We start from the raw sequence: 22,032 nt of genomic DNA, 5'->3' as shown, positions 1-22,032 counted from the left end.
TCGAAACGAGCGAGCACATGAACGGATCACGACCGACCCCTTCCCGTCCCGGCGACCGCTCTTCCCTGGATGCGTTGAACCGCACCATCGAAGGGCTCGAGGCGCGTATAGAGGGGTTGATGTCGGGTACCGCACGCGACAGCCGCGCGCCGAAGCCTGCCGAGCCGCGCCAGGAGCGCCGGCCCGCCGCGGCTCCTGCCTATCGCGAACCGCCACTCGCAAGCGACCCGCTCGCACAGATCCGCGAGCGCCAGCGCATGCTCGAGGCCAGCCGCGACCGTGCCGCCCGTCCCGAACGCCAGCGCGCGCCGGATCTGCGCCGTGAAGAACCGCGCCATGCCGAACCGCGCCGAACCGAGCTGCGCCCGCCTGAGGCCTACCGCCCGCCGGCGCGCCAGGCCCCCGTCCGCGCCGAAGCGCCCCGTTACACCGAGCAGCGCCCGATCGCGCCAGCGCCGCGCCGCGAAGAACCCCGTCGCCCGGCCGCGCAGCCGCGCATACCCGCACCGCAGCCGCAGCAGCAGGTCGACAATGGCATGCGGGACATCGCCCAGGCGCTGATCGGCCTGCGCCAGGAGCTGAAGCAGGATATTTCCGACAGCGTCGCGCGCGAAATGACGGCGCTGCGCTCCGAAATCCGCTCGATCAAATCCATTGCCGAGGATCAGCACTTCACCGAGGACCTGCGCAGCGACCTTGCCCGGCTTGCCGAAGGCATCAGCCAGCTCGGCTATCAGGCGACGCCGGAGGCCGCCGGCTTGCGCCACGAATTCGAGGAATTGCGCGCCGTCATGGACGGCCTCGCCCGCGAAGATTCCGTGCGGCGGATGGAAACCCGCTGGCAGGGTCTCGAAGATCGCATGCACGGCCTCGACTCCACGGCCCTGCGCGAAGAGCTCGTCTCGCTCGCCTACCGCATCGACGACATCAAGGGCCAGCTCGGCGAAATGAGCGACAGCCCGGTGATCCGGGCGCTCGAACAGAAGCTGATCACGGTGGCGAGCGCCATGGAACAGCTCGGCTCGCGGATGCAGCCGAACGATTCGGTCATCGCCGAACAGTTCGCGACATTGGACGAGCGGCTGGACGAGATCAGCCGGGCGATTGCCGCCGGCAGCCGCGCCTCGGCCTCGGCCTCGATCGACCAATCCTTCCTGCAGCGGCTGGACGGCCGGATCAGCGCGCTCGCCGACCAGATCGATGCGATCAGCCAGGCGACCCATACCCAGTTCGATCCGACCGAAGCGCTGTCCGCCCGCATCGAGGCCTTGACCGGCCGCATCGAGGAGCTCACCGACGAACAGGCCGCAATGCGCCTGGAGGAACGGCTCGAACAGCTTTCGCTGATCCTGGAACAGGCGCAGAAGCCTTCCCAGGACCCCGAACTTTCCGCCTACCTCGCCGATATTTCCCGCAAGATCGACGGTCTGGAGCAGGGTAGCGTCAGTGACGTGCTCGCCGAACGGCTGGACTATCTTGCCCGCCGGATCGAGGAAATCGCCTATCAGCCGCCGGCCCAGTCGGCGATCGACGAAAAAGCCTTCGGGCGGATCGAAGACCGGCTGACCGATATTGCCACACGGCTTGACGAGGCAACGGCGTCGCCGCGCGGCGACGACGGCGCGCTTCGCAGTCTCGAAGACCAGATCGCCCATCTTTCGGTGCTGATCAGCCAGCCGCAGCAAGGTGCCGGCGCCCTTCCCGCCGAATTCGAAAACCGCATGACGGCGCTCGAAAGCTATATGGCGACCAACGACGAATACATCATCGAGGCTGCCCGCCAGGCGGCCGAGACGGTGGTGGAAGCCTATTCGCGAAACGGCATGGCGGGCACACCGGGCGCCGCCGCCGACATGGCGGCACTTTCGGCGCTTGCCGACGACCTTCGCCACCTCGAAGACCTGACCCGGCATTCGGACGACCGCACCCACCAGACGTTCGAAGCCCTGCACGGCACGCTGGTGCAGATCGCCGACCGCCTGGACGGCATGGAAGAACGGCTTGTCGCCTCCGCTCATGCGGAGCGCGATCGCCATCATGAAGAACCGGCTCGTTACGAAACCCGCCCTGCCCCGGCCATGCCGGCGGCCGCGCAGCTTTCCGTCGCGGCAGCCGAAGAGCTGATGCGCTACGAGCTGGCGGAGGCCGAGGCCGACGAACAGCCGGCAGCGACCTTCGGTCACCGTGCAAAAGCCCCGGAAGAAGCATCCTCCGACGAAACGGTGCTTCGCGCCGACTATGCCGACACCAAAACCGCCACCAAGGACAATCCCACCCGGGAAAAGGCCGCCAAGACCAGCCTTCTGACCGAGCTTTCCCGCCGCTTCCTGCCCGGCGGCAAGGCCGAGGCGCCGAAGGGTGGCCGCACCGTCATCGAGCCGACGCCGCCACTCGACCCCTCCGACGTGCTGCCGGCGGATCGCGAAAACGACCTTCTGGAGCCCGGCTCAGGCGCACCCGACGTCAAGAAGATCCTCGAGCGGGTTCGCGCCAGCCAGGTCGCCGGCGAATTCGACACCGATCGGACGAGCGCCGCGGAACGTGCGGACTATATCGCGGCCGCCCGCCGCGCCGCCAAGGCCGCTGCCCAGGAAACCGATCCTTCGCAGGGCGGTTCGCCCTCCAAGGACCTGCGCAAAGCCGCCAAGGCTTCCGCCAACAAGGGTTTCGGCGCCATGCTTTCGCAGCATCGCCGTCCGATCCTGATGGCCGTCGGCGCCGTGCTTCTGGTGCTGATGGCGATGCCGCTCGCCAAGACGCTGACAAGCGGCACGAAGGCTCCCGTGGCGCCGGCCCCGACGATCGAGGCCCCTGCCCGGCCGGCCGCACCGGCCAATATGAGCGGCAGCAACGGGATTCCGACCGTCGAGGATCAGGCTGCGACCGACGGCGCCGAAAGCGACGCGGATATCGCGGCCGCACCGACGCGACCCGTCGAACTAGCGCCGGCCCCGACGACGGCGAACCATCTGACCGATCCGCGCCCGGCGACGGGCCAGCCCTCCGTGATGGAGCCGGCCGGCAACCCGCTTCCGGCCCAGAACAGCTTCGCCGCAGTGCCCAAGGCCGATGCTCCGGCCGCGATCGTGGTTCCGGTCGGCATCGAACCGAAGTCGCTTGCCGACGCGGCCGCTGCCGGCGACCCGAACGCGCTTTTCGAGATCGGCGCTCGTTTCACCGACGGAAAGGGTGTCAAGAGCGATCTCTCGGAGGCCGCCAACTGGTACAAGCTCGCCGCCGACCGCGGCCTGGCGCCGGCGCAGTACCGGCTCGCCAACCTCTTCGAAAAGGGCACGGGCGTTTCCCGCGACCTGACCAAGGCGATGACCTATTACAAGCAGGCCGCCGAGGCCGGCAATGCCAGCGCGATGCACAATCTCGCCGTGCTCCAGGCGTCGGGTGCCGCCGGCCAGCCGGACTATGCCGCGGCCGTCTCCTGGTTCGCCAAGGCCGCCGACTTCGGCGTCGCCGACAGCCAGTTCAACCTCGCCATCCTGCTTGCCCGCGGCAATGGCGTGAAGCAGGATCTCGAGGAATCCTACAAGTGGTTCGCGGTCGCGGCCAAGGGAGGCGACAAGGACGCCGCCCAGAAGCGCGACGAAGTGGCCAACGCCATGCGCAAGGAACAGCTCGAAAGCGCCCGCGCCAAGGTCGACCGGTGGAAGGTGAAGCCGCTCGATCCGAAGGCCAACTCCATCAATCTCCCGGACGAATGGGCCTCCGGCAAGCCGCTCACCACGGCTTCGATCGACATGGAAAAGGCGATCCGCAATATCCAGGCGATCCTGAACAAGAGCGGTTTCGACGCCGGCACCGCCGACGGCAAGATGGGCGCCAAGACCGTGACCGCCATCAAGGCCTTCCAGACTTCGGTCGGCCAGGAACCGAACGGCAAGATCACCGACGCGCTGGTCAAGGAACTACTTGCGAAGAACAAGTAAGTCTACTTACCCGACCGGGATCGGGGAGTTGCGCGATATTAATCACGCCCGCACAAAAACGGTAAAATTGCCGCATTATCCGGCACTTGCGAATTGACTCGCAGCGGCGCCCGGGCGCATGACGGGTGACACCCTTCATGCCCTGTTCACATGGCATGTGAGATCACGTTTCCTTCGCCGCACCGGGCGGACAACCACATCGCGAACGCCCGCGAGGGCGTCGCTTTTTGCCGTGTCGAGGTTCTGCCGTGACTGTCTACCTGCCGATCGCAGAGCTGTCGGTGAACATCTTCATCATTCTGGGCATGGGCGCGGCCGTGGGCTTCCTCTCGGGCATGTTCGGCGTCGGCGGCGGCTTCCTGATCACGCCGCTGCTGATCTTCTACAATATCCCGCCTGTCGTGGCGGTCGCGACCGGCGCCAACCAGGTCGTCGCCTCGTCAATTTCCGGCGCGATCACCCATTTCAGGCGCGGCACGCTCGACATGAAGCTCGGCTCGGTCCTGCTTGTCGGCGGCCTTGCGGGCGCGACGGCGGGTGTCTGGGTCTTCTCGTGGCTGAGACGTATCGGACAGCTCGACCTGTTCATCTCGCTGCTCTACGTCGTGCTGCTGAGCTCGATCGGCGCGCTGATGCTGCAGGAAAGCGTCCGGGCGATGCGCCGGGCGAAGAACAACAATCCACTGCCGATCAAGCGCCCCGGCCAGCACAACTGGGTGCACCGGCTGCCGCTCAAGATGCGGTTCAAGAAGTCGAAGATCTATCTTTCCGCCATTCCGATCGTCGGGCTTGGCTTCGGCATCGGCGTGCTGACCTCGATCATGGGCGTGGGCGGCGGCTTCATCATGGTGCCGGCGATGATCTATCTCCTGCGCATCCCGACAAACGTGGTCGTCGGCACCTCGCTGTTCCAGATCATTTTCGTGACCGCCTACACGACCATGGTGCAGGCGGCGACCAACTATTCCGTCGATATCGTGCTGGCGACGATCCTGATGGTGGCGGGCGTAATCGGGGCGCAATACGGGGTACGGGTCGGGCAGAAGCTGCGCGGCGAACAGCTGCGCGCGCTCCTGGCGCTGCTCGTGCTTGCCGTCGGCATTCGTCTGGCGGTCGGGCTGATCGTCACGCCGAACGACGTCTATTCGGTCGCGGTCGGGGGGATGTCCTACTGATGCGCCGGTTTCTTCGCACCGCCCTGCTGCTGCCGCTCCTGGCGCTCGCCTTCCCGGTCGAGGCGCAAGTGCCGTTCGGCCAGGCATCGGGCGTCAAGGAAGGGTTGGAGATCGGCACTTCGACCAGCGAAATCGCCATCGCCTCGGATTTCCGCGGCGCCGACCTGACGATCTTCGGGGCGCTCACCAATGCCGACGAGCTGTTCCTGGCAATCGGCCAATACGACGTGGTGGTGACGCTCGAAGGGCCGAAGGACTATGCGACGGTGCGCAAGAAGGAGCGCGTCTTCGGGATCTGGATGAATACCGAGGGGCTGACCTTCGAACAGGTGCCGGAAAGCTACTCGCTCGCCAGCACCCGGATGATCGACAGCATCGACGAGGCGCCGAGCCTCAACAATATCGGGGTCGGCATCGACCACCTGGCGCTGAACCCGGTCGGCTACATCCCCGATTCCGGCATGATCGGCGAGTTCCGCGACGCCTATCGGCGCCTGAAGCTGTCGAACGGACTTTACCAGCGCGACACGAGCGGCGTGCGCTTCGTCTCGTCGAGCCTGTTCCGCGCCTCCCTGAAACTGCCGGCCAACATCCCCGACGGGATGCACATGGTGCGCGCCTACCTGTTCAAGAGCGGCCAGCTGATCAACCAGCGGGAAATGCCGCTGCGGGTCGTCAAGACCGGCATCGAACAGGCGATTACCGACGCCGCCCACGACCGACCGCTCGCTTACGGTTTCCTCTGCGTGCTGATCGCGGTCATCACCGGCTGGGGCGCCAGCATCGTCTTCCGCAAGGACTGATCATTCCGCGGCATCGGCCGCCGCCGCGTTTCGAGCGACGACTTCGAGATAGGCGGCGCGCAGGCGGTCGAACACGGAAGGTTTGCCAGGATCGCGCGGCGCATGCAGATGCAGGACGCGCAGTTCTGCCATGAAATCCTCCCAGAGCGGCCGGCCGCCCTCCTCCAGCAGTTGCGCGCGGATCGAAAGCTCTTCGGACACCGGCATGAAACGGCGGCCCCAGGCGCCCATTTCCGCAAAGATCGGCACCAGGCGGATCGACATCTCCGTGAGACTGTAGATTCCCTTCTGCTTGTGGCTCGGGTCGTCCTCGCGGGAAAGCAGGCCCCGCTCGACCAGCCGCTTCAGCCGGTCGGCAAGGATGTTGGACGCGATGCCTTCCTCGGAATTCTGCAGCAGTTCGCGAAAGTGGCGGCGATTGCCGAACATGATGTCGCGGATGACGATCAGGCTCCAGCGGTCTCCGAGAACCTCCAGCGTCAGATTGATCGGGCAACCCGACCGATATGTGTCGTTCATTTTTTTCTCCAATACCGCTTGCATTCTACAATCAGTTTAGCTAGCTTTCAACTGCTTGCTTTTTGCAACTGGTTTAAACGCGATGGAGGATGACATGAGAAAGCTGGTGGTCTGGAACCTGATGAGCCTCGACGGTTATTTCGAGGGAGAGAAGCCGTGGGACCTCGCCTTCCACAACTATGCCTGGGGGCCGGAACTGGAAAAGCTTTCCGAACAGTTCGGCGAGGAAGGCGACCTCCTGGTATTCGGCCGCAGGACCTACGAGGGCATGGCAGCCTATTGGCCGACCGCCGAGGAAGGCGGCAAGGTCAAGCACTACATGAACAATATCGCCAAGATCGCGGTGTCGAAGACGATAAGGGATGCCCCCTGGAACAATACCCGGGTCGTCGACGATCCCGTTGCCGAGCTCACCAGGCTGAAAGGCGAGGACGGCAAGACGATCTTCATCTTCGGCAGCGCCGAACTGGTGGCCTCGCTGATGAAGGAAGGCCTCGTCGACGAATACCGGCTGTGCATCGCGCCGGTGCTTCTCGGCTCCGGCAATCCCCTCTTCAAGAAGGCCGAGCAGCAGACCGAACTCAAATTGCTGAGCTCCAGCACAACGGCCAACGGCGCAGTGATCCTGACTTACGCGGTGGCAAAGGCGGCCTGACGCCGCAGGCGAAGGGCGGGCTGCGATGCGCGGCCGGATCTTCAGATCTGAGCCGCCTTCTCCCTTCGGCTAATTGCGCCTCACGAAGCGCGATATATGGTCACCTTCCAGGGAGAAGGACGATGGCCGATACGGAATGCGAAGCGGCTGCGGATCGGGAAAGCGACGGCGACGCTCGTTCGTCGCGGCCCGCCGGGCAGCCTGTCGGCCTGGCCTGCCGGGACGGTATCACTCTCCAAGGACACCTCTGGCAGGCACGGTCCCCGGCCATCGGCAGCGTCGTCGTCAATCCGGCGACCGGGGTGCTTGCCCGTTATTACCACTATTACGCCGACTTCCTGGCCGGCGAAGGTTTCGACGTACTGACCTACGACTATCGCGGCATCGGCCTTTCGCGCCCCGAAAGCCTGAAGGGATGCAGTTATCGCTGGCGGGAATGGGGCGAGCAGGATTTCGACGCGGCGCTGAGGTTCATGGACACGGCAAGGCCGGGGCAACCGCTTTACGTCGTCGGCCACAGCATCGGCGGCTACCTGCCCGGGCTTTCGCCGATGGCCAAACGCATCGACCGGATGCTGACCATGGGCGCCCAATATGCCTACTGGCCGGACTATGCCAGCGGCCGCCGCCTGCGGCTGTTTCTGAAATGGCATGTGGTGATGCCAGCCCTGACTGCCGCCTTCGGCTATTTCCCCGGAAAGCGTCTCGGATGGCTGGAGGACCTGCCGGCGGGGGTGGCGAACGAATGGAGTTTTCGCGGCGCGCGGATGGAATCGACCCATCCGGCATCGGAACGAAGCGATGTGCTGCGGCGGTTCGAGACGGTGACGGCGCCGATCCTGGCGGTGACCATGTCGGACGACGACATCGGTACGGTGGCGGCAATCCGGCGCACGCTCAGCTATTATCGCAATGCCCAGGTGACGCAGGTGCTGCTGAAGCCGGAGGATTACGGCCTGGCCGCCATCGGACATTTCAGCCTGTTCCACTCCCGGCACCGGGAAGGCTTCTGGCAGGATAGCCTTCGCTGGTTGCGGGACGGCATCAATCCCTGGTCCGGACATGTGATAACGTCGTAACGTCCGGGCCTGCGGCTTGCGCTGGATCAACGAATGATCCCGGGCAGCTGCGATGATGTCACCAGATTAAAAGGAGGCACAGATGTTCAAACATGTTCTCATCCCGACCGACGGCTCTCCGCTTTCGACCAGCGCGCTGGAAAAAGCGCTCGACTTCGCGCGCGAGATCGGCGCGGAAGCCACCGTTCTGGTGGTGATGGAACCGCTGCAGGTCCTGACGCTCAACCCGACCGGCATGGAAGTCGCCTATGCGGAATACGACCGCCAGAACAACGAGGCGGCCGACGGCATTCTCGCCGACGCCCAGGAAGCGGCGAAACAACGGTTGGTCGCGTGCGAAACGGTGAAGCTTGGCAGCCTCGATCCGGCGAGCACCATCGTCGAAACCGCCGGCACCTACCATTGCGACGTCATCGCCATGGCCTCGCACGGCCGCTCCGGCTTCAAGGCCTTCATGCTCGGCAGCGTGACGATGAAGGTGCTGGCGCATTCCAAGACGCCGGTGCTGGTCTATCGGTGAGATCTGGTCTACGCCGGCGCTGGCTGCGGATGTTCGTTCAAAACCGACCGGTCATGCGGTGCTTTACACCTTCGATATTGCGGCGCACAATGCTCCCTTGGCCCGGGGGACAGCGAATGATGACCGTATTTGAAGGCCTAAAAGGGGAACTCGCCGCCGGCACGACAGTCTTGGCGCTGGTCGACTACAATGTCACCGAATTTCGCGACGGCGACAGTTGCCGTTATGTCGGGCACGTTCGCACCAAACCGTCCATTCTACGAACTGCACTGAACGCTCCGACCCTCCGGCTCGGCGGTCACCGCATAACCCTCGATGCGGTCGAGCATGAGGATTGGGTATCGTTTCATCTGGACAGGTTTCCTTAGAGTGGAACGCTGGTTGTTGGATCTGGTGAGATCGTAATCGTTGTCAGTCCAGCCTGTCGGCGTCGAAAGGGCTGTCGATGATGGATGGCATCCGCGTCCGCGCATGTGGTAGGGCGCTTGGACAGGTTTAAACCAGACGGTCAACCGATCAGATTGCCGTAGCGCACCGAATAGATGCGGTCGCGGCCGAGAAGGTGCGCGACCAGGGCCTCGCGGTCGAACAGGCCGTGCATGGCCCGGTGACGCAGGTCGAGACCGCCGGCCAGCACGCCGAAGGCCGGCATGAGGAGGCGGTTGCCGTCGCTGGCGAAACACGGGCGGCGGACGGATTTTTCGCGGCGTCGGACGGTGGCCGACGGATGCAGGTGGCCGGCGATCTCGCCCTTGCTCCCCCCCGGGCCGGAAATCAGGCTCGGCTCGTGGCGGAAGACGAGGCCGCCATAAAAGAGTTCGTCGGTGCAGGTGCCGGGCAGGTCGACCGTGCCGTCCGGGTCATGGTTGCCGTTGATCCAGACCCACTCGCGGCCGCGCGCCATGGTCGTGATCAGCGAACGCAGGTCGGCGGCAAGATGCTCCGATCCCTTGCGGTCATGGAAATTGTCGCCGAGCGAGACGACGGTCTTCGGATCATAGCGGGCGATGACGGCGGACAGGATGTTGAGCGTGGCGACCGTATCGTAGGGCGGCAGCATCATGCCGCGGCGGGCAAAGGCAGCACCCTTTTCCAGATGCAGGTCGGAGACGACGAGAACGCCGGTTTCGGGCAGATAAAGACCTCCGAGCGGATCGCAGACGGCGAGAACGCCGTTCACGACGATCTCTTCCGCACCGGTTGCGGCAGGTCCTCCTGAAATCGTTCGCGCCAAAGCGAGGCGGTGCATCAATTCAATGTCTTCCAGTCCAGCGTACCGCATCAGCCGAGAGCCTCCGCGATCAGTTCGTCGGCGGCTTCCTGCAGCACCGCGTCATGCGCCTCGCCCGGAACGCTCTCCTTGCCGATTTCCAGCATGATCGGAACGGCAAGTGGCGAAACGCGGTCGAGATCGCGGTGGGTGATGTGCCCCCTGATTCGCGCCAGCATATCGCCTAACCGGGCAAGATCCAAAAGACCGGATGCCGCATCCCGCCGTGTCGCCTCCAAAAGCACGTGGTCCGGCTCGTGGCTTCGCAGCACGTCGTAGATGAGATCGGTCGAGACAGTAACCTGCCTTCCGGTCTTTTCTTTGCCCGGATGGCGCCGCTCGATCAAGCCGGAAATCACGGCGCAATTGCGGAAGGTGCGCTTGAGCATATACGATTCGTCGAGCCAGGCCTCGAGATCGTCGCCGAGCATGTCCTCGTCGAAAAGGTCGGAGAGGCTCAAGGCACCGGCGCGGATCATCGCGCCGATATCGTTGAGGCCCCAGATGGCTAGCGAATAGTCGGTGGCGACGAAGCCGAGCGGGCGGGCGCCGGTCCGCTCCAGCCGGCGAGTGAGCAGCATGCCGAGCGTCTGGTGGGCGAGCCGTCCCTCGAAACAATAAGCGATCATGAAGAACCGCTTTCCGCGCGGAAAGGTCTCGATGAGAAGTTCATCCTTGGCAGGCAGCATCGAGCGTTCGCGCTGGATGTTCAGCCAATCGCGCACCTGGTCCGGCAACACGCCCCAGCGATCGGGATCGGCAAGCATGCCGCGCACCTGGTCGGCCAGATAGGTGGAGAGCGGAAACTTTCCGCCGGCATAGGCGGGGATTTTCGGATCGAGCGAAAAGGCGTTGGAAACAAGGCATTCATTCTCGCGGATGCCTTCGAAGCGCAGCACCTTGCCGGCGAACAGGAAGGTATCGCCCTGCACCAGCTGTTCGAGGAAATATTCCTCGACCTTGCCGAGCGACATGCCGCCCCGACCGACGGTTCCCTTGGCATTGCGCTTCACCAGCCGGACATTAAGTTCGGTCGCCTCGACGATCGTGCCGAGGTTCAGGCGGTATTGCTGGGCGACCGCCGGATTTGAGACACGCCAGCGGCCTTCCTTGGTCTTGCGGATCTTGGCGTAACGCTCATAGGAGCGCAGCGCATAACCTCCGGTCGCGACGAAATCGACGATGCGCTCGAACATTTCCCACGAGAGGGTGGCATAGGGCGAGGCGCTGGTGATCTCATCGTAGAGTTCGACCGGATCGAAAGGTTCGGCGCAGGCCATGCCGAGCACGTGCTGGGCGAGCACATCGAGCGCGCCCTCGCCGACCGGCGGCGTATCCTGGGCGCCGAGATAATTGGCGTCGAGCGCCGCCTGGCATTCCATCACCTCGAAGCGGTTGGCCGGCACCAGGATCGCCTTCGACGGCTCGTCCATGCGGTGGTTGGAGCGGCCGATGCGCTGGGCAAGGCGGGAAGCGCCCTTCGGCGCGCCGACATGCACGACCAGATCGACATCGCCCCAGTCCATGCCGAGATCGAGGGTGGAGGTGGCGACGACGGCGCGCAACTTGTTGGCCGCCATGGCGGCTTCCACCTTGCGGCGCTGCCCGGCGTCGAGCGAGCCGTGATGCAGCGCGATCGGCAGGTTGTCCTCGTTGATCGTCCACAGCGTCTGGAACAGCAGTTCCGCCTGGAAGCGGGTGTTGACGAAGATCAGTGTCGTCTTGTGGCGCTTGATCTCCTCGTAGACCTCGGGGATCGCGTAGGTCGAGACATGCCCGGACCAGGGGATGCGGTCCTCGGTGCGCATGATGGTGATATCGGGTGCCGCGCCACCTGTGACATGCACGAGGCCCGCGGGCGGGGCTGGGTTTTCACCCTGCGGCACCAGCCAGCGCTGCAGGTCCATCGGATCGGAGACGGTGGCCGAGAGGCCGATGGTGCGCATGTGGGGCGCATGCCGGCGGATACGGGCAAGGCCGAGCGACAGGAGGTGGCCGCGCTTGGAGGTGACGAGTGAATGCAACTCGTCGAGGACCACGTATTTCAGGTCCTTGAAGAAACGCTCGGCCTCCTTGTTGGCCAGCAGCAGTGCCACCTGTTCCGGCGTGGTCAGCAGGATGTCCGGCGGGTTGAGCTTCTGGCGCTGGCGTTTGGCCTGCGGCGTGTCGCCGGTGCGGTTTTCGATCGAGATGTCCACGCCCATTTCGAAGACGGGCTTCATCAGGTTGCGCTCGATATCGACCGCCAGCGCCTTCAAAGGCGAGATGTAGAGCGTGTGGATGCCGGTGAAGGCGGAGCCCGGCGGGATCTTGCCGCGCCGCGTCAGATCGGTCAGCGACGGCAGGAAACCGGCAAGCGTCTTGCCGGCACCGGTCGGGGCGATCAGCAGCATGTTTTCGCCCGCCGTCGAGCGCGACAGCAGTTCCAGCTGATGGGCGCGCGGCTGCCAGCCCTTCTCCGCGAACCATTTCTGGAACGGCCGGGGCAGAAGCGCGGCGTCACGGCCGGTAGAGGAGGTTTCGACGATATCCACGCCGCTAAGTTAAGAGAAACCGCGCGAAAAAGAAGGGGCTTGACGCGCGCGTGACAATCATGGATAAATTTTATCCATGATATGGAGATGAGCGATGAAACTCGGCGACGGTGTCGAACAGGCGATCCACAGCATCAGCATGCTGTCCAGCCTTTCCGAAGGCGGGGTGCTGTCGGCCGCTGCCCTTGCGGACTTCCACGGGGTTTCAACCAGCTACCTGCTGAAACACCTCCAGGCGCTTTCGGGCGCCAGGCTGGTGGAAACGGCGCCGGGTCCGAAGGGCGGATACCGGCTCGCGAAGAAGCCGGCGGAGATCACGCTTCTCGATATCGTGCTTGCCGTCGAAGGACCGGCGCCAGCCTTCCGCTGCGCCGAAATCCGCCAACGGGGACCGAACCCGCTGCCGGGCCACTATTTCACCAAACCCTGCGGCATCAACGCCGCGATGCTGAAGGCCGAAAAGGCCTATCGCGCTGAACTCGCCAAGGTGACGATCGCCGACATCCTGGCGGACCTCAACGCAACCGACGACGGCGGCATCGCCGCGCGCGGCTGCGCCTTTTTGGAAATCAACGAACGCAGAACCGCCCGGTAACCGGGCCACAGGCGCGCCGAAGGCGGCCAAAACCCCAAGGAGAAGACCCATGCATCAGCGTCTCAACATGCTCAAGGCCGCCCCGGAAGCCGTCAAGGCCGTCACGGCACTCGAAAACTACGTGCAGGCTTCCGGTCTGGAGCGCCGCTTCATCCACCTCATCAAGCTGCGCGCCTCGCAGATCAACGGCTGCGCCTATTGCGTCGACATGCATGTGAAGGAATCACGGCATGACGGACTTTCGGAACAGTGGATCAACATGATGTGCGTCTGGTGGGAATCGCCGGTCTATGACGACAAGGAACGCGCCCTGCTCGGCTGGGTCGATGCCGTGACCCGCATCGCCGATACCGGCATTCCGGATGCCGCCTTCGACGCGCTGAAGGCGCATTTCACCGAGGAAGAGATCGTCAAGATCACCGTCGCTCTTGGCGTCATCAACACCTGGAACCGGCTGGCCGTCGGCTTCCGCAACCAGCACCCGATCGACAAGCCGGCCACCAAGGCCGCCTGATTGGGGGCCGCCTGACGCAAGCTCCCGCCTCGATCACCGCGCGACGATATACCGGTCGGAGCGGTGATTGATGGCCAGCACGAGATTGAGCACGACGGCGCCCAGCACCGACCATGCGACGGTGATGGGCGAAACGACGGCGAAGGCGCAGAGCATGACGCAGAGATCGAAGGCGAGCTGGATGAGGCCTGCCTGGATGCCGAAGCGCTCCTGAATATAGATTGCCAGGATGCCGACGCCGCCGAGCGAGGCGCGGTGGCGATAAAGCCCGAGCAGGCCGTAACCGAGCACCAGGCCGCCGAGCAGGGCTGCCCAGAACGGGTGCAGGTACTGGATCAGGAAGAAATGGCTTTCCAGTTCGGTGATAACCGAGACCAGCGCGATGGCGAGGAAGGTCTTCAGCGAGAAGGCGAGGCCCAGGCGCTTGAACGACAGGTAGTAGAACGGCAGGTTGACGATGAAGAACAACAGGCCGAACGAGATCCCGAACGCATAATGCAGCAGGAAGGCGACGCCCGCCGTGCCGCCGGTCAAAAGGCCGACCTCGTTCAGAAAATAAAAGCCGAGCGCCGACACCATGGCGCCGATGAACAGGCCTTGCCCATCTTCCAGCAGCGTGTGTTGTGCCGGGTCGGCGCTGTAAAATCCGAGACCGCGCCTCTGCTGCTCAGCCAATTTGAACCCCTCAGGTTTTCGGTGATATTGCACTGCAATAAAACTGTCGGCAAGGATCTTCAAGTGTTCATCGGCGGGCGCGGAAAAAAGCAGGAATCGGCGGGTTCAGCCCAGCCACTTACCTGGACGTGGAATCCCGCGAATATATGCTGAGAACATCGACTTTGTGGAAGCCCGTCCCTTTAGATCAAGGCTTCCACGAACTGCCAATTGAGGCGGCTTCATCGATGCCATCCGGCAGGTCAGTAACCTTCTGGCGTCTTCAGGTCTTCTACCAGGATTGCTGGGGTGGAGAGTTGTTGTCGATGAAATCTTTGACCTCGGAGTCCTTGGGGCAGGAGATATCGCTTGTTAGTTCATCGTAGACGGCATCGACAATGACAATCCTCATGTCCAGTGCAAGCGGAAGATCAAGCCGATCAGCCATCCAGGGCTGTTGATCGGACCCGCATCTGGCGGGACGATCGTGCACCTCTTCATTCCATTCTCCAGAGCTTGGCGAAGGTGGCAGCTTGATTTTCGATCTCGTGTGCCGGGGGAAGCGGCATCGGAAGGTCAGCATCCCCTAGCGCGACCAGCAGGTCCGCATAGTCTCTTAGCCCAAGGCGGCGGACGACCTCGCGCCGAGAGAGCAAGCCCTTGGAATAGGCCAGCAGTGGGTCCTGGTCGGAAATTTCCTTCTCCGGCTCGGTGATTACCTCAAAATGCTCACGGACAATGGCCGTCATGGTTGTCCGGTTTTGTGCTGCGTACGCTCTTACCCTGGCGACCAGTTCATCTGGCAGATTCATGGTCGTGTTCTTCAACATGCCGTAATCCTCCATCCTCTTCACATATAAATGTGAGATGCATGCGGCCAACAAGAATTTCCTTGGGAGAGAAGGGCCGCATGCAGCATGGGGTCTATGAAAAAACTCGGTATCGGGAATGCTGCTTGAGCGGCTGCAATCCTATGGGTTACTTCTGCCCCATCATTTAAGATTCCACATTTGAGTTCGTGGCTGGGCGTTCAGCCGCGCTTTTTCGACAGAAACAGAACGCCGTGCACAGGTTTTCCAGCATCCATGCGAATGACGGTGTTTTCCACGCAGAGCAGATCGAAGCCGAAGCGGGAAAGCAGCGCGCGGATATAAGCTTGCGAATGGGCGTAACGCAGGGAATCCCGCAGCACGAAACCAGCCCCCCGGCCCTCGTCCTCGCCCGCATCCTCGGCCGAGAACGCGAAGACACCGGCCGGCGCCAGCAGTTCCAGGACCAGCGGGAAGACGGTTTCGAGCGAGCCCAGATACATCAGCACGTCGGCCGCCGAGACCAGATCGGCGCGGTGGAACGAGAGGTCGCCGAACAGGCCGGAGTCGTCCGATGCGAGGCTGAGGTCGGACTGGCCGAGATGGTCGTAAAGACCCTTGGCCTGCGCCTTCGCCAGCATGTTGGTCGACAGGTCGAAACCTTCGAGGCGCGCGGTCCTGGTTCGGATTTCGGCACCGAACAGGCCGGTGCCGCAGCCGAGATCGACCGTATTGCTGAAAGGCCCGTGCGGCATGACCAGCGCCGCCAGCTTGCCGGGTACCGAATAACCTAGCTTTTCGACGAGCGCAGTATCAAACCGGTCGGCATAGTCGTCGAACAGGCCTTCAACATAACGGCTCGGCGGCCGGTCGGGCGTCTGTTCCGCGCCGATCAGCGCGAGTTTCAGGCGGGCGCCAAAAACGTCGTCCGGCCGCAGAGCTAGCGTCTGGCGATAGGCGTCCGCGGCCGTGCCGAGACCGGCCTTGTCGCGATATTCGCCGAGCCGGAACCAGCCGGCCGCCCAGTCGGGCGCCAGTTCGAGCGCCTGTTCGATCAGCTCCGCCGCAGCCGCGAAATCTCCGCCCTCCGCCAGCATGCGGGCGTAATCGGCGCGGCGATCAGCCGTGGCATCGCCCGAGGAGAATTGACTGGAAAACGGGCTGGGCGGCATGGATGATCCTCGGAGGTGGAGGTTCTTTGCCGAAGCCACAAAAAAACTCAAGTTCTATCTGAGGGGAAACGCTTGCGGTGGCAACGGCTGCCGATTATCTCTCATGGGAAATTCGGAGAAGGACAAGGATGGCGGACGGGGTCAACAAGTTCCTGGGCGATACGCCAAGTCGCACGATCATCAAGCTGATCGTGGTGTGCCTGGTGGTGGGTTTCGTGCTGGCATTCTTCGGCTTCACGCCGGACAATATCGTCGACACGATCCGCTACTGGTTCCTGGACCTCTGGTATAACGGCTTCCGGGCGCTCGGACGGGTCGGCAATTATCTCGTGCTCGGCGCGATCATCGTCATCCCGATCTTCGTCATCCTGCGCCTGATGAGCTACCGCCGCTGACATGACTTCACTGATCAAACCTTCCCGGCGGGACCTCCTCGTCTTTTCCGGCATGGCGCTGGTGCTTGCCGGCTGCTCCACCACATCAGTCCTGACGCCGACTGCCGGTGCCGAGGACGAAACCCAGGCCGCCCTTCCGATGGTCAACAGGCTGCGGCAGAGCCGCGGCCTGCCTGCGCTGGCGCTCGACATGCCGGCGCGCAAGGCCGCGGCCCGCCAGGCGGTTCGCATGGCGAAAGCCAACGAGATGAAGCACCTGATCGGCTTCGGCGACAGCTTTGGCGCCCGGATGAAGAGCAGCGACGTGGCGCTGCCGGCGGCGGAAAACATCGCCAGCGGGCAGGATACGGTGACGGCTGCCGTGCAGGCCTGGATCGATTCGCCCAAACATCTCGAAAACATGCTCGGCTCCTACCGGGGGCTCGGGGTTGCCATGGCACGGACCTCGGTTGGCGCCCGGCCCTATTGGGCCATGGTCCTTTCCGGCTGACCCATGGAGAGCGGGGGGCGTAATCAAGAGACCGAGGTGGCCAGGCCGTTCGACGTGACGCACCGGCTGGTGCTTGGGATCGCCATCCCGATGACGCTCGGCTTCCTGACGACGCCGCTGCTCGGCCTCACCGATACCGCGGTGGTCGGGCAATTGGGCCAGGCAGAGTCGCTCGCGGGTCTGGCGATCGGCGCCATCCTCTTCGACCTTATCTATGGCAGCCTCAGCTTTTTCCGCACCTCGACCACCGGGCTGGTGGCGCAGGCCTTCGGCCGCGGCGACCGCCGGGAACAGCAGGCGGTGTTCTGGCGAGCCTTCTTGAGCGCGCTCGGCCTTGGGGCGATCATGCTGGCGTTCTCGCCACTGATCCTTCGATACGCGCCGGACCTGATGACCAGCGATCCGGCCGTGGCCGACGTGACGCGGCACTATTTCGGCATCCGGGTGCTGACGAGCCCGGCAACATTCGCCAATTTCGCCATTCTCGGCTATGTGCTCGGGCAGGGCCAGGGCATGCTCGGGCTGACGCTGCAGATCATCCTCAACGGCACCAATATCGTGCTCGCCATCCTGTTCGGCCTGGTGTTCGGCTGGGGCGTGGCGGGCGTCGCCTGGGCGACCGCGGCAGCGGAAGTGACCGCCGTGGTGATCGGCCTTGTCATCGTCAGCCGGCAGTTTTCCGCCGCCGACCGGCCGACGCTCGCGGACGTTTTCGATGTGGCCAAGCTGCGCCAGCTCTTCCAGCTCAATGCCGACATCCTGATCCGCTCGCTGATATTGAACGGCGCGTTTGCGGTACTGACCCGCGTCGGGTCGAGCTTTGGGGCGGTGACGCTGGCGGCCAACGCGGTGCTGATGAACATCTTCATGCTGTCCGCCTTCTTCCTCGACGGGCTCGCGGGTGCCGCCGAACAGCTCGCCGGCCGGGCGGTGGGCGCGCAGTACCGGCCGTCCTTCGATCGGGCGCTGAAGCTGACCGGCCTCTGGTCCTTCGTGATGGCCGGCGTCGTCGGACTTTTCTTCATCGGCTTCGGCCAGCCGATCATCCAGCTTCTCACCACGTCGGAAGCGGTGCGGCAGGAAGCCTATGTCTATCTCGGCTGGGCGGCGGTGACGGGGCTGACCGGCGCGCTCGCCTTCCAGATGGACGGCGTGTTCATCGGCGCCACCTGGTCGCGCGAGATGCGCAACATGATGCTCGTCTCATTTGCGGGCTATTGCGTCAGCCTCGCCGTGCTCGTGCCGATGATGGGCAATCACGGGCTCTGGCTGTCGCTCAACCTGTTCCTGTTGATGCGCGGCTTCTTCCTGGCGGCCATGGTGCCGCGCAAGGCGCGTCAGAGCTTTGTCCCGGCCCATTGATCGAGGCGGGCATCCCGCAGCTCGCGGATCGAGGAGACCTTCTCCCGGTCGAGAAGGCCCGAAAGCCCCTTGACGATCGTCGCCGGCAGGCCGGGGCCTTCATAGACCATGCAGGAATAGAGCTGCACGAGGTCGGCACCGGCGCGGATCTTTTCCAGCGCATCCGCCGCACTCGAGACGCCGCCGACGCCGATGACGGCGAGGTCCGGGCCGACGCGCTTGCGTACTTTTGCAAGGACTGCCGTCGAGCGCTTGAAGAGCGGGGCGCCGGAAAGACCGCCCGCTTCCTTCGCCTGGGCCTGGTCCTTCAATCCATCTCGGGCGAGCGTCGTGTTGGAGACGATCAGCCCGTCGAGCGGATGCGCGGTCGCCTCGGCCGCGATATCGTCCAGGCCCACCTCCGTCAGATCGGGTGCGATCTTCAGGAAGACCGGAACGGTCCGGCCATGGCGCAGCGCCTCTTCGGCGCGGGTGGCCAGAATGGCGTCGAGCAGCGCCTTCAGGCTGTCGCGCGCCTGAAGATCGCGCAGGCCCGGCGTATTGGGCGAGGAGATGTTGACGGTGAAATAGGTGGCGAGCGCATAAAATTTTCGGATGCCGGCGACGTAGTCGGCAACCCGGTCGGCCGCATCCTTGTTGGCGCCGATATTGACGCCGACGATGCCGGACAAGTTGCGCCGTGCGGTCAGGCGCGTGAACGCCGCCTCATGGCCCTCGTTGTTGAAGCCGAGCCGATTGATGACGCCGCGGTCCTCCACCAGGCGGAAGATGCGCGGCTTGTCGTTGCCCGTCTGGGCCTTTGGGGTCACCGTGCCGATCTCGGTAAAACCGAAGCCGAGCTTCAGCATCGCATCCGGCACCTCGGCATTCTTGTCATAACCGGCCGCAAGCCCGATCGGGTTCGGAAACCGGATGCCGGCGACCGTCTGGGCAAGCCGCGGATCGAGGGCCAGGCGGCAGGCAGGCACGAGGCCGGTTTTGAGGGCGGCGATCGACAGGCCGTGCGCAGTTTCCGGATCGAAAACGAAAAGGCTGCGCGAGGCAAACCCGGCAAAGGGGCCGATCATGGCATTTTCTCCGGAAAGGCATGCAGGCCATCGACGCCGATCAGCAGCGGCATTTCCCAAAGGACGGCCGAAACGGGCAGGGTGCCGTAAAGATGCGGGAAAAGATCGCCGCCGCGGGAGGCTTCGTATTTGAGCGCCTCGCCGAGACTGGGCGCATTGACCGCGACCAGCATCAGGCCGGTGACGCCGGCAAAGTGCAGCCTTGCAGTCTCCTTTGCCTGTGTACCGGTGGAAAAATGGATAAAGCCGTCCTTGAGGTCGATTTCGGCGCCTTCGAAGACACCTTTTTGCTTTGCCTGGCGCCAGAGCGTTTCCGGCACGATCTTGTACACTATATCCGTCATCATCAACTCTCGGGGACCTGCTATTCTCCGACCGTTTGCCGCAAAGCCCGGCGCTTGTCCACCGTTACAGCAGGAGGACCACAACATGAAAACGCTCGCATTGACGACTTGCGTACTGCTCTTGCCCCTTGCCGCCTCGGCGCAACAAGCGCAGACGAACCGTTTCCAGCTTCAACGCACCGAGACCGGCATCGTCCGGCTCGATACCGAAACCGGTGCGATGACGCTCTGCCGCGACGAGAACGGCACGCTCGCCTGCCGCATGCAACCCGACGAGAGGGCAGCCTACGAACAGGAACTCGACCGGCTGGCCAAACGGGTCACCGCGCTCGAGGAGCGGCTCAGCAACATTCCGCCGGACGCCTTGCCAAAAGCGCTGCCGAGCGATGCGGAAGTCGACCGCTCGCTGTCGATCATGGAGAAGTTCATGCGGCGCTTCATGGCGATCGTCGGCGAGTTCGCGGATGAACGGGAAGCCGATAAACCACAACCCAATCGTACGTGATCTCCCGCACTTGTTTCGGGTCTGCGAGAGGTTTACAACTTTCTAAGATTCATTGGCACGACTATGCTCTTGGGAGGGGGCGTGGACATGCAGACACTCACGATCATCATCGCAGACGACCATCCGCTGTTTCGCGGCGCGCTCAGCCATTCGGTGCGGGGCATTGCCGAAGAACTCGTGATCATCGAGGCCGGCGATTTCGAGGCGGCGCGGCGGGCGGCCGAAGACAATCCCGATGCCGACCTGATGCTGCTCGACCTCGCCATGCCGGGCGTCAGCGGCTTTTCAGGACTGATGTCGCTGCGCGCCGAATTTTCCGGACTGCCGATCGTCATCGTCTCGGCCAGCGACGATTGCTCCACCATCCGCAGGGCGCTGGAACTCGGCGCTTCCGGCTTCATCTCGAAATCCTCCGGGCTCGACGATATCCGCGCCGGCATCCAGACGGTGCTGGAAGGCGACATCTGGGCACCGAAAGACTACCTTGCCGGACCGGAAGAAGATTCGGGCCTCACCGAGATCATCGAACGGCTGAAAACGCTGACGCCGCAGCAGAACCGCGTGCTCTCCATGCTCGGCGAGGGGCTGCTCAACAAGCAGATCGCCTATGAACTCGGCGTCTCCGAGGCGACCATCAAGGCGCATGTCTCGGCAATCCTTCTCAAGCTCAATGTCGACAGCCGCACCCAGGCGGTGATCAAGCTCGGCAAGATCAACATGGCGCTGGTGGCTTGACACGGGCCAGGACTGGAACAGGATTTTATTCCTCTCGTCCCTTTACGCGAGGCTGAGCTTCCGTTAAAATTCGGGGTGCGCGCGAGCCGGCAGCCCGCTGGAGCGAGGCGTTCAAGGAACCGGTCGACAAAAGTCTGATCGGTAGGGTTCTGATCGAGAGGTTCGCAGAGCGCTGGATTGTCCGGCCTTGTCTCGCGCACCGGTCACGGGTACGGACGACGATGCTGTCACATGATACGATCTGGAGCGCGATCGATACGCTCGCCCAACGCCACCAGCTGACGCCTTCCGGGCTGGCGCGACGCGCCGGCCTCGATCCGACCTCGTTCAACAAGTCGAAACGGCTCGGGCCGGACGGGCGGCTGCGCTGGCCGTCGACGGAATCGATCGCCAAGGTGCTCGAGGCGACGGGCGCCACGATCGACCAGTTCATGAGCTACCTGCCCGCCGTTCCCGGCCGCTCCTCGGTCCCGGAGGGTAATTTCCCGCCGCAGAACGGCTCCATCCCGCTGCTCGGTTTTGCGCAGGCCGGCGCCGGCGGCTTTTTCGACGATGGCGGGTTTCCGGCCGGCCAGGGCTGGGACGTGGTCGAGTTTCCGGTCGATCCGTCCCGCAAGGCCGGCGTCTATGCGCTGGAAGTCCAAGGCGAATCAATGATGCCGCTTTATCGCGACGGCGACGTGTTGATCGTCGAGCCCGGCGCCCAGGTGCGCCGTGGCGACCGCGTGGTCCTCAAGACCAAGGAGGGCGAGGTGATGGCAAAAGTGCTCGCCCGCCAGAGCGCCCGGACTGTGGAGTTGCTCTCCCTCAATCCGGAACATCCGAACCGCAGCTTCGACCTTTCCGAGGTGGAATGGATAGCCCGCATCATCTGGGCCAGCCAATAAGTGAGGG

23 protein-coding genes are annotated in these 22,032 nt (G+C 63.8%); 15 read left to right on the top strand and 8 right to left on the bottom strand.

Annotated elements, in window-relative coordinates:
* Positions 1-17: 17 nt before the first annotated feature.
* From ACSQ3G_RS22945 to ACSQ3G_RS22935, 3 genes are all read left to right on the top strand, one after another.
* Entirely contained in the window at positions 18-3,941 is a 3,924-nt protein-coding gene (locus ACSQ3G_RS22945) for a peptidoglycan-binding protein (protein ID WP_436111801.1), read from the top strand.
* A 248-nt stretch (positions 3,942-4,189) separates the two neighbouring features.
* Positions 4,190-5,116, top strand: a complete 927-nt coding sequence (locus ACSQ3G_RS22940) for a sulfite exporter TauE/SafE family protein (protein WP_037086641.1) — start codon at positions 4,190-4,192, stop codon at positions 5,114-5,116.
* The gene (locus ACSQ3G_RS22935) at positions 5,116-5,919 is read left to right on the top strand and encodes a TIGR02186 family protein (protein ID WP_105401667.1); all 804 of its coding nucleotides are present in this window, start codon (positions 5,116-5,118) and stop codon (positions 5,917-5,919) included. Before ACSQ3G_RS22940 ends, ACSQ3G_RS22935 begins: the two co-directional genes overlap by 1 nt.
* On the opposite strand, the gene ACSQ3G_RS22930 is transcribed toward ACSQ3G_RS22935, so the two are convergent.
* Positions 5,920-6,438: a winged helix-turn-helix transcriptional regulator gene (locus ACSQ3G_RS22930; protein ID WP_436111800.1), complete on the bottom strand. Its 519-nt coding sequence runs from the start codon at positions 6,436-6,438 to the stop codon at positions 5,920-5,922.
* Between the two features lie 94 nt (positions 6,439-6,532).
* Between ACSQ3G_RS22930 and ACSQ3G_RS22925 the strand changes: the two genes are divergently transcribed.
* The 4 genes from ACSQ3G_RS22925 (at position 6,533) to ACSQ3G_RS22910 (ending at position 9,060) form a co-directional block, all read left to right on the top strand.
* Complete coding sequence (locus ACSQ3G_RS22925; protein WP_436111799.1) at positions 6,533-7,093, top strand: dihydrofolate reductase family protein; 561 nt, start codon at positions 6,533-6,535, stop codon at positions 7,091-7,093.
* Positions 7,094-7,215: 122 nt separating this feature from the next.
* Entirely contained in the window at positions 7,216-8,172 is a 957-nt protein-coding gene (locus ACSQ3G_RS22920; RefSeq protein WP_436111798.1) for an alpha/beta hydrolase family protein, read from the top strand.
* An 82-nt stretch (positions 8,173-8,254) separates the two neighbouring features.
* Entirely contained in the window at positions 8,255-8,692 is a 438-nt protein-coding gene (locus ACSQ3G_RS22915; protein WP_436111797.1) for a universal stress protein, read from the top strand.
* A gap of 116 nt (positions 8,693-8,808) precedes the next feature.
* A complete protein-coding gene (locus ACSQ3G_RS22910) occupies positions 8,809-9,060 on the top strand; it encodes a hypothetical protein (protein WP_436111796.1) in 252 nt (83 codons plus the stop codon).
* A 140-nt stretch (positions 9,061-9,200) separates the two neighbouring features.
* Here the strand turns inward: ACSQ3G_RS22910 and pdeM are convergent, their stop codons facing one another.
* Complete coding sequence (gene pdeM / locus ACSQ3G_RS22905; RefSeq protein WP_436113171.1) at positions 9,201-9,941, bottom strand: ligase-associated DNA damage response endonuclease PdeM; 741 nt, start codon at positions 9,939-9,941, stop codon at positions 9,201-9,203.
* A 32-nt stretch (positions 9,942-9,973) separates the two neighbouring features.
* Positions 9,974-12,496, bottom strand: coding sequence for a ligase-associated DNA damage response DEXH box helicase (locus ACSQ3G_RS22900; protein ID WP_436111795.1), 2,523 nt, complete (start codon positions 12,494-12,496; stop codon positions 9,974-9,976).
* A gap of 94 nt (positions 12,497-12,590) precedes the next feature.
* Between ACSQ3G_RS22900 and ACSQ3G_RS22895 the strand changes: the two genes are divergently transcribed.
* Complete coding sequence (locus ACSQ3G_RS22895) at positions 12,591-13,091, top strand: Rrf2 family transcriptional regulator (protein WP_436111794.1); 501 nt, start codon at positions 12,591-12,593, stop codon at positions 13,089-13,091.
* Positions 13,092-13,140: 49 nt separating this feature from the next.
* A complete protein-coding gene (locus ACSQ3G_RS22890; protein ID WP_105437128.1) occupies positions 13,141-13,605 on the top strand; it encodes a carboxymuconolactone decarboxylase family protein in 465 nt (154 codons plus the stop codon).
* A gap of 33 nt (positions 13,606-13,638) precedes the next feature.
* Here the strand turns inward: ACSQ3G_RS22890 and ACSQ3G_RS22885 are convergent, their stop codons facing one another.
* The 3 genes from ACSQ3G_RS22885 to ACSQ3G_RS22875 form a co-directional block, all read right to left on the bottom strand.
* Positions 13,639-14,280: a YitT family protein gene (locus ACSQ3G_RS22885; protein WP_436111793.1), complete on the bottom strand. Its 642-nt coding sequence runs from the start codon at positions 14,278-14,280 to the stop codon at positions 13,639-13,641.
* 476 nt (positions 14,281-14,756) lie between these two features.
* Positions 14,757-15,089 (bottom strand): hypothetical protein, encoded by a 333-nt coding sequence (locus ACSQ3G_RS22880; RefSeq protein ID WP_105401869.1) that lies wholly within the window; start codon positions 15,087-15,089, stop codon positions 14,757-14,759.
* Between the two features lie 200 nt (positions 15,090-15,289).
* Entirely contained in the window at positions 15,290-16,240 is a 951-nt protein-coding gene (locus ACSQ3G_RS22875; RefSeq protein ID WP_436111792.1) for a class I SAM-dependent DNA methyltransferase, read from the bottom strand.
* Positions 16,241-16,368: 128 nt separating this feature from the next.
* On the opposite strand from ACSQ3G_RS22875, the gene ACSQ3G_RS22870 reads away from it, so the two are divergent.
* From ACSQ3G_RS22870 to ACSQ3G_RS22860, 3 genes are read left to right on the top strand one after another with little or no spacing between them, the layout of a single operon-like run.
* The gene (locus tag ACSQ3G_RS22870) at positions 16,369-16,635 is read left to right on the top strand and encodes a DUF6460 domain-containing protein (protein WP_436111791.1); all 267 of its coding nucleotides are present in this window, start codon (positions 16,369-16,371) and stop codon (positions 16,633-16,635) included.
* A 1-nt stretch (position 16,636) separates the two neighbouring features.
* A complete protein-coding gene (locus tag ACSQ3G_RS22865; RefSeq protein WP_436111790.1) occupies positions 16,637-17,125 on the top strand; it encodes a CAP domain-containing protein in 489 nt (162 codons plus the stop codon).
* 3 nt (positions 17,126-17,128) lie between these two features.
* Positions 17,129-18,487 (top strand): MATE family efflux transporter, encoded by a 1,359-nt coding sequence (locus tag ACSQ3G_RS22860; RefSeq protein ID WP_436111789.1) that lies wholly within the window; start codon positions 17,129-17,131, stop codon positions 18,485-18,487.
* Here ACSQ3G_RS22860 and ACSQ3G_RS22855 read toward each other — a convergent pair.
* Together ACSQ3G_RS22855 and ACSQ3G_RS22850 are read right to left on the bottom strand one after the other, a co-directional pair.
* Positions 18,463-19,554 carry a quinone-dependent dihydroorotate dehydrogenase gene (locus ACSQ3G_RS22855; protein ID WP_436111788.1) on the bottom strand — a complete coding sequence of 364 codons (1,092 nt, stop codon included), beginning with the start codon at positions 19,552-19,554 and terminating at the stop codon, positions 18,463-18,465. The two genes, ACSQ3G_RS22860 and ACSQ3G_RS22855, sit on opposite strands and share 25 nt — an antisense overlap.
* Entirely contained in the window at positions 19,551-19,901 is a 351-nt protein-coding gene (locus ACSQ3G_RS22850; protein ID WP_436111787.1) for a DUF952 domain-containing protein, read from the bottom strand. The genes ACSQ3G_RS22855 and ACSQ3G_RS22850 overlap by 4 nt, the downstream gene beginning before the upstream one ends.
* A gap of 82 nt (positions 19,902-19,983) precedes the next feature.
* Between ACSQ3G_RS22850 and ACSQ3G_RS22845 the strand changes: the two genes are divergently transcribed.
* The 3 genes from ACSQ3G_RS22845 to ACSQ3G_RS22835 all read left to right on the top strand — a co-directional run bounded on the left by ACSQ3G_RS22845 (position 19,984) and on the right by ACSQ3G_RS22835 (position 22,025).
* Positions 19,984-20,403: a hypothetical protein gene (locus ACSQ3G_RS22845; protein ID WP_436111786.1), complete on the top strand. Its 420-nt coding sequence runs from the start codon at positions 19,984-19,986 to the stop codon at positions 20,401-20,403.
* Between the two features lie 87 nt (positions 20,404-20,490).
* Positions 20,491-21,138 (top strand): response regulator, encoded by a 648-nt coding sequence (locus ACSQ3G_RS22840; protein ID WP_105437121.1) that lies wholly within the window; start codon positions 20,491-20,493, stop codon positions 21,136-21,138.
* A 221-nt stretch (positions 21,139-21,359) separates the two neighbouring features.
* Complete coding sequence (locus tag ACSQ3G_RS22835) at positions 21,360-22,025, top strand: S24 family peptidase (RefSeq protein ID WP_436111785.1); 666 nt, start codon at positions 21,360-21,362, stop codon at positions 22,023-22,025.
* Positions 22,026-22,032: the final 7 nt, after the last annotated feature.

This window comes from Neorhizobium tomejilense (assembly GCF_964254135.1).
GTDB lineage: Bacteria > Pseudomonadota > Alphaproteobacteria > Rhizobiales > Rhizobiaceae > Neorhizobium > Neorhizobium tomejilense.
Note: the sequence above shows the minus strand (reverse complement) of the source record. Positions and strands in the feature narration are given on the sequence as shown.

Bases quoted from the DNA above. Each gene is read 5' to 3' on its own strand.
- ACSQ3G_RS22945 (WP_436111801.1), top strand. From the start codon at position 18: ATGAACGGATCACGACCGACCCCTTCCCGTCCCGGCGACCGCTCTTCC.
- ACSQ3G_RS22935 (WP_105401667.1), top strand. From the start codon at position 5,116: ATGCGCCGGTTTCTTCGCACCGCCCTGCTGCTGCCGCTCCTGGCGCTC.
- ACSQ3G_RS22930 (WP_436111800.1), bottom strand. From the start codon at position 6,438: ATGAACGACACATATCGGTCGGGTTGCCCGATCAATCTGACGCTGGAG.
- ACSQ3G_RS22925 (WP_436111799.1), top strand. From the start codon at position 6,533: ATGAGAAAGCTGGTGGTCTGGAACCTGATGAGCCTCGACGGTTATTTC.
- ACSQ3G_RS22920 (WP_436111798.1), top strand. From the start codon at position 7,216: ATGGCCGATACGGAATGCGAAGCGGCTGCGGATCGGGAAAGCGACGGC.
- ACSQ3G_RS22915 (WP_436111797.1), top strand. From the start codon at position 8,255: ATGTTCAAACATGTTCTCATCCCGACCGACGGCTCTCCGCTTTCGACC.
- ACSQ3G_RS22910 (WP_436111796.1), top strand. From the start codon at position 8,809: ATGATGACCGTATTTGAAGGCCTAAAAGGGGAACTCGCCGCCGGCACG.
- pdeM (WP_436113171.1), bottom strand. From the start codon at position 9,941: ATGCACCGCCTCGCTTTGGCGCGAACGATTTCAGGAGGACCTGCCGCA.
- ACSQ3G_RS22895 (WP_436111794.1), top strand. From the start codon at position 12,591: ATGAAACTCGGCGACGGTGTCGAACAGGCGATCCACAGCATCAGCATG.
- ACSQ3G_RS22890 (WP_105437128.1), top strand. From the start codon at position 13,141: ATGCATCAGCGTCTCAACATGCTCAAGGCCGCCCCGGAAGCCGTCAAG.
- ACSQ3G_RS22880 (WP_105401869.1), bottom strand. From the start codon at position 15,089: ATGTTGAAGAACACGACCATGAATCTGCCAGATGAACTGGTCGCCAGG.
- ACSQ3G_RS22875 (WP_436111792.1), bottom strand. From the start codon at position 16,240: ATGCCGCCCAGCCCGTTTTCCAGTCAATTCTCCTCGGGCGATGCCACG.
- ACSQ3G_RS22870 (WP_436111791.1), top strand. From the start codon at position 16,369: ATGGCGGACGGGGTCAACAAGTTCCTGGGCGATACGCCAAGTCGCACG.
- ACSQ3G_RS22865 (WP_436111790.1), top strand. From the start codon at position 16,637: ATGACTTCACTGATCAAACCTTCCCGGCGGGACCTCCTCGTCTTTTCC.
- ACSQ3G_RS22860 (WP_436111789.1), top strand. From the start codon at position 17,129: ATGGAGAGCGGGGGGCGTAATCAAGAGACCGAGGTGGCCAGGCCGTTC.
- ACSQ3G_RS22855 (WP_436111788.1), bottom strand. From the start codon at position 19,554: ATGATCGGCCCCTTTGCCGGGTTTGCCTCGCGCAGCCTTTTCGTTTTC.
- ACSQ3G_RS22850 (WP_436111787.1), bottom strand. From the start codon at position 19,901: ATGATGACGGATATAGTGTACAAGATCGTGCCGGAAACGCTCTGGCGC.
- ACSQ3G_RS22845 (WP_436111786.1), top strand. From the start codon at position 19,984: ATGAAAACGCTCGCATTGACGACTTGCGTACTGCTCTTGCCCCTTGCC.
- ACSQ3G_RS22840 (WP_105437121.1), top strand. From the start codon at position 20,491: ATGCAGACACTCACGATCATCATCGCAGACGACCATCCGCTGTTTCGC.
- ACSQ3G_RS22835 (WP_436111785.1), top strand. From the start codon at position 21,360: ATGCTGTCACATGATACGATCTGGAGCGCGATCGATACGCTCGCCCAA.